At 27.2% G+C, this 6,722-nt stretch carries 6 protein-coding genes; 4 read left to right on the forward strand and 2 right to left on the reverse strand.

The features are described 5' to 3' along the window. Nucleotides 1–110 precede the first annotated feature (110 nt). Entirely contained in the window at nucleotides 111–1,190 is a 1,080-nt protein-coding gene (gene htrA, locus G3997_RS00720; RefSeq protein WP_296646544.1) for a serine protease HtrA, read from the forward strand. Between the two features lie 72 nt (nucleotides 1,191–1,262). On the opposite strand, the gene feoB is transcribed toward htrA, so the two are convergent. Beyond that, nucleotides 1,263–3,200, reverse strand: coding sequence for a ferrous iron transport protein B (gene feoB, locus G3997_RS00725; RefSeq protein ID WP_296646546.1), 1,938 nt, complete (start codon nucleotides 3,198–3,200; stop codon nucleotides 1,263–1,265). A 16-nt stretch (nucleotides 3,201–3,216) separates the two neighbouring features. Continuing rightward, nucleotides 3,217–3,435 (reverse strand): FeoA family protein, encoded by a 219-nt coding sequence (locus G3997_RS00730; RefSeq protein ID WP_296646549.1) that lies wholly within the window; start codon nucleotides 3,433–3,435, stop codon nucleotides 3,217–3,219. 233 nt (nucleotides 3,436–3,668) lie between these two features. On the opposite strand from G3997_RS00730, the gene G3997_RS00735 reads away from it, so the two are divergent. The 3 genes from G3997_RS00735 (at nucleotide 3,669) to pepF (ending at nucleotide 6,600) form a co-directional block, all read left to right on the forward strand. Continuing rightward, nucleotides 3,669–3,833, forward strand: a complete 165-nt coding sequence (locus G3997_RS00735; protein ID WP_296646551.1) for an aspartyl-phosphate phosphatase Spo0E family protein — start codon at nucleotides 3,669–3,671, stop codon at nucleotides 3,831–3,833. 207 nt (nucleotides 3,834–4,040) lie between these two features. Further along, the gene (locus G3997_RS00740; RefSeq protein ID WP_296649188.1) at nucleotides 4,041–4,664 is read left to right on the forward strand and encodes an MgtC/SapB family protein; all 624 of its coding nucleotides are present in this window, start codon (nucleotides 4,041–4,043) and stop codon (nucleotides 4,662–4,664) included. Nucleotides 4,665–4,815: 151 nt separating this feature from the next. After that, nucleotides 4,816–6,600, forward strand: coding sequence for an oligoendopeptidase F (pepF, locus tag G3997_RS00745; RefSeq protein ID WP_296646556.1), 1,785 nt, complete (start codon nucleotides 4,816–4,818; stop codon nucleotides 6,598–6,600). Nucleotides 6,601–6,722 lie beyond the last annotated feature (122 nt).

A 6,722-nucleotide genomic window follows, 5' to 3' on the forward strand; every position in this document is an offset into this window, starting at 1 on the left:
RTTGGTAATTTCATTTTTTTATTTATATAATATTTATTGTTATTGAATGATAAATATTGTAAATACTAAATAGTAATATAAAGTTAGTTAAATTTATTAGGAGGGTATTTATGTCAAAGAGAAGAGGAATTGGCTTAACAGTACTTATATGTATAATAACAAGTGTACTTACAAGCTTACTTACAATAGTAGTTATGAAAAATAATATAGGTAATATGAATAACGATACAAGTTCAAAAGAAATAATAGTGAATGATACTGGAAAGAGTCAAAATATATATCATGCAGTTAGTGATAAGGCTATGCCTTCAGTTGTAGGTATAACAACGACAACTATAAGTACTGATAATATATTTGCTATACCAACTCAATCAGAAGGTGTTGGAACAGGTGTAATAGTAGATTCAAAAGGTTACATACTTACAAATTCACACGTTGTATCAGATGGTCAAGCAGCAGATGTAAAAGTATTATTTAACGATGGTAGTACTACACAAGGTAAAGTTTTATGGAATGATGCAAAATTAGATTTAGCAATAGTTAAAGTTGATAAAACAGGTTTAACAGCTGCTGAATTAGGTGATAGTGATAAGGTAAGAGTTGGAGATATTGCGATAGCAATAGGAAATCCACTTGGTCTTGAGTTCCAAAAATCTGTTACACAAGGTATAATAAGTGGATTAGATAGATCAATACAAACAGAAAAAGAAACTATGACAGGACTTATGCAAACTGATGCAAGTATAAATCCAGGAAATAGTGGTGGACCATTATTAAATGAAAAAGGTCAAGTAGTAGGTATAAATTCAGCTAAGGTATCTTCAGCTGAAGGTATAGGATTCTCAATACCTATAAATACAGCAAAACCTATAATAGAGCAAGTTATAAAATCAGGAAACTTTGAAAAAGTTACTTTAGGTATAAAAGGTTTAGATGTAACTACATTTGAAACAGCAACAGGAACTGACTTAGCAGCAGATGAAGGTGTATATATAGCAGAAGTTGTTCAAAATACACCAGCTCAAAAGGCAGGTATACAAACAGGAGATGTAATTGTAAAAATAGGAGATATAGAAACTCCAACAATGACAGACCTTAATAAAGCTTTATATAAATTTAAGTCAGGTCAAAGTACAAAGATAACTTTAAATAGAAGTGGAAAAGAAATAACAGTAGATGTTAAATTTTAATAAATAAAAGAAAAGAGTTCATCTAAAAGATTAAACTATCAATAGATGAACTCTTTATTATTTATCTAAAAATTATTTTTCATTTGTATATGTTTTTTCAAGTTGAGTAGTACAACAACCTTGACTACTACATCCAGAGCAACCACCACTACAACCAGATGATTTTTTATTAAACATTCTTAAAAGTATAATTGCAGCAATCAGTATTATGATACCTGCTATAACAAATTCAGTTAAAGAAGCAGGACTATGAGAGAATATAGCTCCACCTATAATTCTAACTATAAATGCTCCTATCCAAGCAATGATAAATTGATATATAAGTGATGTAAACATCATTTTATTTCCGTATTCTTTTCTCATAGTTGCAAGTGCTGCTATACATGGAGTATATAATGCACTAAATACTAAGAATCCATATGCAGTAACCCCAGTAAATACTGTTGGTAAAACTTTATCTAAATTACCATAAAGTACTTGCATAGTAGATATAACTATCTCTTTAGCACCAAGGCCAGTTAATATAGAGACTGAAGCTCTCCAGTCGCCAAATCCTAATGGTGCAAATAAAGGAGCTACAAGTTTACCTAAATATGCTAGGAAACTATCATTCATATTTTCTGTAAATCCGTTAAAGTTAAATGAAGATAATAACCATATAGCAACAGACATTGCAAACATTACAGTTACAACTCTTATTAAAAATCCTTTAGATTTACTCCAAGTATTTTTTAATAATGAACTTAATGTAGGTAATTTATACTCAGGTAACTCTAATACAAATGGTTCTATATCAGTTTTAAAAGATGTTCTATTTAAAACTAAGGCTACTAATATAGCTACTACTATACCAAGTAAGTATAAAGATGTAGTAACAAGTGCAGCATTTTTAGGGAAGAATATAGCTATAAATACTGCATATATAGGCAATTTAGCACCACAAGTCATAAGTGGTGAAATAAGTGCTGTTATTTTTCTATCTTTTTCACTTTCTAAAGTTCTAGTAGCCATTATAGCTGGAGAAGAACAACCAAGCCCCATAACCATAGGTATGAATGCCTTACCAGATAAACCTACTTTTCTCATTATATTATCCATTAAGAAAGCAGCTCTAGACATATATCCGCTATCTTCAAATAATGATATACCAAAGAATAAAGTGAATATTAATGGGAAGAATGGTAAAGTACCACATACACCGCCTAATATACCATCAACAATAAGAGATTTAAACCAAGGACTAGCATGTACTAACATAGCATTAATTGGATTTGAAATAAATGTTTCTATTAAAGTGCCTAAACTTTCTTGTAAAGGCCCTCCAACCCAATCAAATGTAAATTTAAATAATACTAGTAATGCAACTATAAAAATAGGGTATGCTAAAATTGGGTTTAAAACAATATTATCAATTTTATCACTTATAGATGCTTTTTTATTTGAATTATTTTTTATACATCTAGATAACATATCTTCTAATTTTTCATATGTTTGAGTTTCATTACCAAAATCTATATTGTAATCTACTTTTTTATTTACTGAATTTTTTATAGCTGAAGATATTTTATCAATTCCATTTTTTTTCTTAGCTATTATTGGAATAACAGTAACACCAAGTTCTTTTGAAAGTTTATCAGAATTAATACATACACCTTTAGATTCTGCAATATCCAACATATTAAGTAAAATAACGATTGGTTTATTAAACTCCATAAGCTGTGTTGTTAGATAAAGATTTCTAGATAAATTTGATGCATCTACTATGTTAACTATAACATCAACATCTCCTGTTTCTAGAAATTCTTTTGATACCTTTTCTTCATTAGAGAAAGTATCCATAGCATATATACCAGGTAAGTCTACTATTTTTATATCCTTACCTAAAAAGCCTTCTTTTTTATCAATAGTAACGCCAGGCCAGTTACCTACATATTGATTTGACCCAGTAAGTAAATTAAAAACTGTAGTTTTACCTACATTTGGGTTACCAAATAAAGCAACATTAATCATACAATAACCTCCTTTTTTACTTTAGAGATATATTCTTAGCATCGGACTTTCTAAGAGCAAGATCAAATCCTCTAAATCTAATTATAATTGGATCTCCTAATGGAGCAATTTTTTTTATTTCTATCTCTGTATTACTTATACATCCTAAAGCTAATAATCTCTTAACTAATTTTTCATTTCCATATATATTATCAACGATTCCTTTTTGACCTACTTTTAAATCGCAAACATTCATAAGTATTACCTCCTAATGAAATTCATTATCAAAAATATTGTAACAACAATAAATTTTAGTGTCAATTAACAGAAAATATTACCATAGAGTAAAGCTATACAGTAGCAAGAGAAGTTCATAAATGTATTTAATTTAAAAGTATCTATTTTATAGTTAAGATTATTGACAGTGTATGGAAAAATTTGTTATCATATAAACAAATAAAATGATAAAATTATGACCGTGGAGATTATATGGCGAATAGAGAATTAGAAACATTAAAACAGCAGATAGATGAATTAAGAGAACAAATACATGCATACATGGAATATCCAGAAATATTTAAAGATGAATTAGTAGAAACAAGTAATAAAATTGATAATTTAATAAATAAATACATAGCACTAGAGAAAAAATAGTCCACAAATGTGGACTATTTTTATTATAAGAATAATTAAGTTTATCTTGTAATTTAGCGACTATATTAAAGTAGTAATATATTTTTAATCTATGAATATAAATTTTATATTAAAGGATAAATTTAGGAGTTTAATAAGYTATTATATAAATAATAGGGGGGAATAATTATTATTATTACTAATAAAGTTATAATTCAAAGATTAATAATTGCTTTAATAGTGGGTGGATTAACAGGATTAGAAAGAGAAAGATCAAATCAATTTGCAGGATTTAGGACGCATATATTAGTATCTATGGGTTCATGTATAACATCTATAACATCATTATCTTTATTTTTTCAATATAGCTCACAAACTAATAGTGATCCGGCTAGATTAACAGCTCAAATATTATCTGGAATTGGTTTTTTAGGCGCAGGGGCAATTTTAAAAACATCAAATGGAATTAGAGGTTTGACAACAGCTGCAGGAATATGGGCTACAGCTTGTATAGGGATAGCTATAGGATATGGATATTATGTACTTGGTATTTGTGGTTGGTTATTAGTGATGATAACATTATATATTTTAAAAAATATTGATAAAATGTTTTTTAAAACGAAACAAACTATATTTACTGTAACTGTAAATAATATAAGTATTATGGCAATGATATATAATATATTTCAAAAATCTGAAATTAATGTAAAGAATATAGACATAGAAAAGTTAGATAATATGTCTTGGAAATTGAGTTTTTTTATAGTATATGATAGGCGTATAATATTGGATGAACTAGCAAATGAATTAAACAACTCAAAAAATATAATAAGCGTAGATTATTTACATTAAGATAATATAAAATAAGATATAGTTATAATTTAGTTTGAGATATGGAATAAAAAGTAATATAAAGATGATAATAAATTGTGAATNTTKACAGATAAGTGAACTACATTAATATCTGTATTATAAAATAAAATTACTTATAAGGAGTGAAAATATGGGAATTAATAGAAAAAATATAGATGATAAGTATAAATGGAATATAGATTTAATGTACTCAAGTAAAGAATCTATTGAAAAAGATATAGAGAAAATAAAATCATATATAAATGATATAAAACAATATAAGGGAAAATTAGCACAAAGCAAAGAAAACTTATATGAAGCACTTAATATATCAGAAAAAGCTTCACAACTATTACAAAATCTATATGTATATACGCATATGAAGCAACACGAAGATACTAGAATAAATGAAAATCAAGCTATGGCAACAAAAACAGATATGTTATCTACAGAATTATCTACAGCGTCATCTTATATGGTGCCAGAAATAATAGCTATTGATGATAACAAGCTTAAAGAATATTTAAGTGATGAAAAGCTATCTTTTTATAAGAAATATATAGATGAGATATTAAGAGAAAAACCACACACACTAACAGAAAAAGAAGAAGAAATATTAGCAGCAGTTTCTGACTTAACATCTGTTCCTGAAAATTCTTATGATATGTTATCTTATGCAGATATGGAGTTTCCAGAGATAGAAAATGAAGATGGAGAAAAAGTAAAACTTACTCATTCTAATTTCTCAACTTTCTTAAAAAGTAAAAATAAAAAGGTTAGAGAAGGTGCTTTTGATGCAATGTATAAAACATATGATAAATATAAAAATACTTTTGCATCTATGTTATACGGAGGAATTAAATCAGAGATATTCTATTCTAGAACTAGAAAATATGAATCAGCATTATATGCATCATTATTCCAAGATGATATAAGTGTTGATGTTTATAATAATCTTATAAAAGCAGTAGATGAAAACTTAGATACATTAAATAGATATGTAGATATTAAAAAGAAATTTTTAGGTTTAAATGAAATACATATGTATGATTTATATGTTCCATTAACTGAAAATTTTGATATGAAAATACCTTATGAAGAAGCACAAGACATAATATTAAATGCTTTAAAGCCTCTTGGTGAAGAATATTTAGAATTAATAAAAAGAGCTTTTAAAGAAAATTGGATAGATGTTTATGAAAATGAAGGAAAACAAGGTGGAGCTTATTCTTGGGGAAGTTATGACTCACATCCATATATACTAATGAATTATAAGGATGACCTTAACTCATTATTTACATTAATACATGAGTTAGGTCACTCAATGCATAGTTATTACTCTAAGAAGACTCAACCATACTTATATTCAGGGTATAAGATATTTGTAGCAGAAGTTGCATCAACATTAAATGAATTACTTTTAATAAACTACTTATTAGAAAAGGCAGATTCAAAAGAAGAAAGAATATATCTTCTAAACTATTACTTAGAGCAGTTTAGAACAACTGTATATAGACAAACAATGTTTGCTGAATTTGAAAAATTAACACATGCAAGTGTAGAAGAAGGTAACCCATTAACAGCTAAAGAATTTAATGATATCTATTATGATTTAAATAAAAAATACTATGGAAAGTCTGCAATAGTAGATAAGCAAATTGAATTAGAATGGGCTAGAATACCACATTTCTATTCAAATTTCTATGTGTATAAGTATGCTACTGGATTCTCTGCAGCAAGTGCTTTAAGTCAAAAGATATTAACAGAAGGAAAAGAAGCTGTTGATAGATATATAGAGTTCTTAAAGAGTGGAGGATCAGATTATCCACTTAACCAATTAAGAGCAGCTGGTGTTGATATGGAAAAGAAAGAATCTGTTGATAAAGCACTAGAAGTATTTAAAGAATTAGTAGATAAATTAGAAAAAGAATATTAAATAATAAAGATACCTGTTAATCAGGTATCTTTTTTTAATTTTTTGAGCAACGGATGTATCCGAAATRTTTCACNNGATATATCGTTGGCGATATGAGCGAAGCGAATTTTTTATATAATTAA

Source organism: Romboutsia sp. 13368 (assembly GCF_018336475.1).
GTDB lineage: Bacteria > Bacillota > Clostridia > Peptostreptococcales > Peptostreptococcaceae > Romboutsia.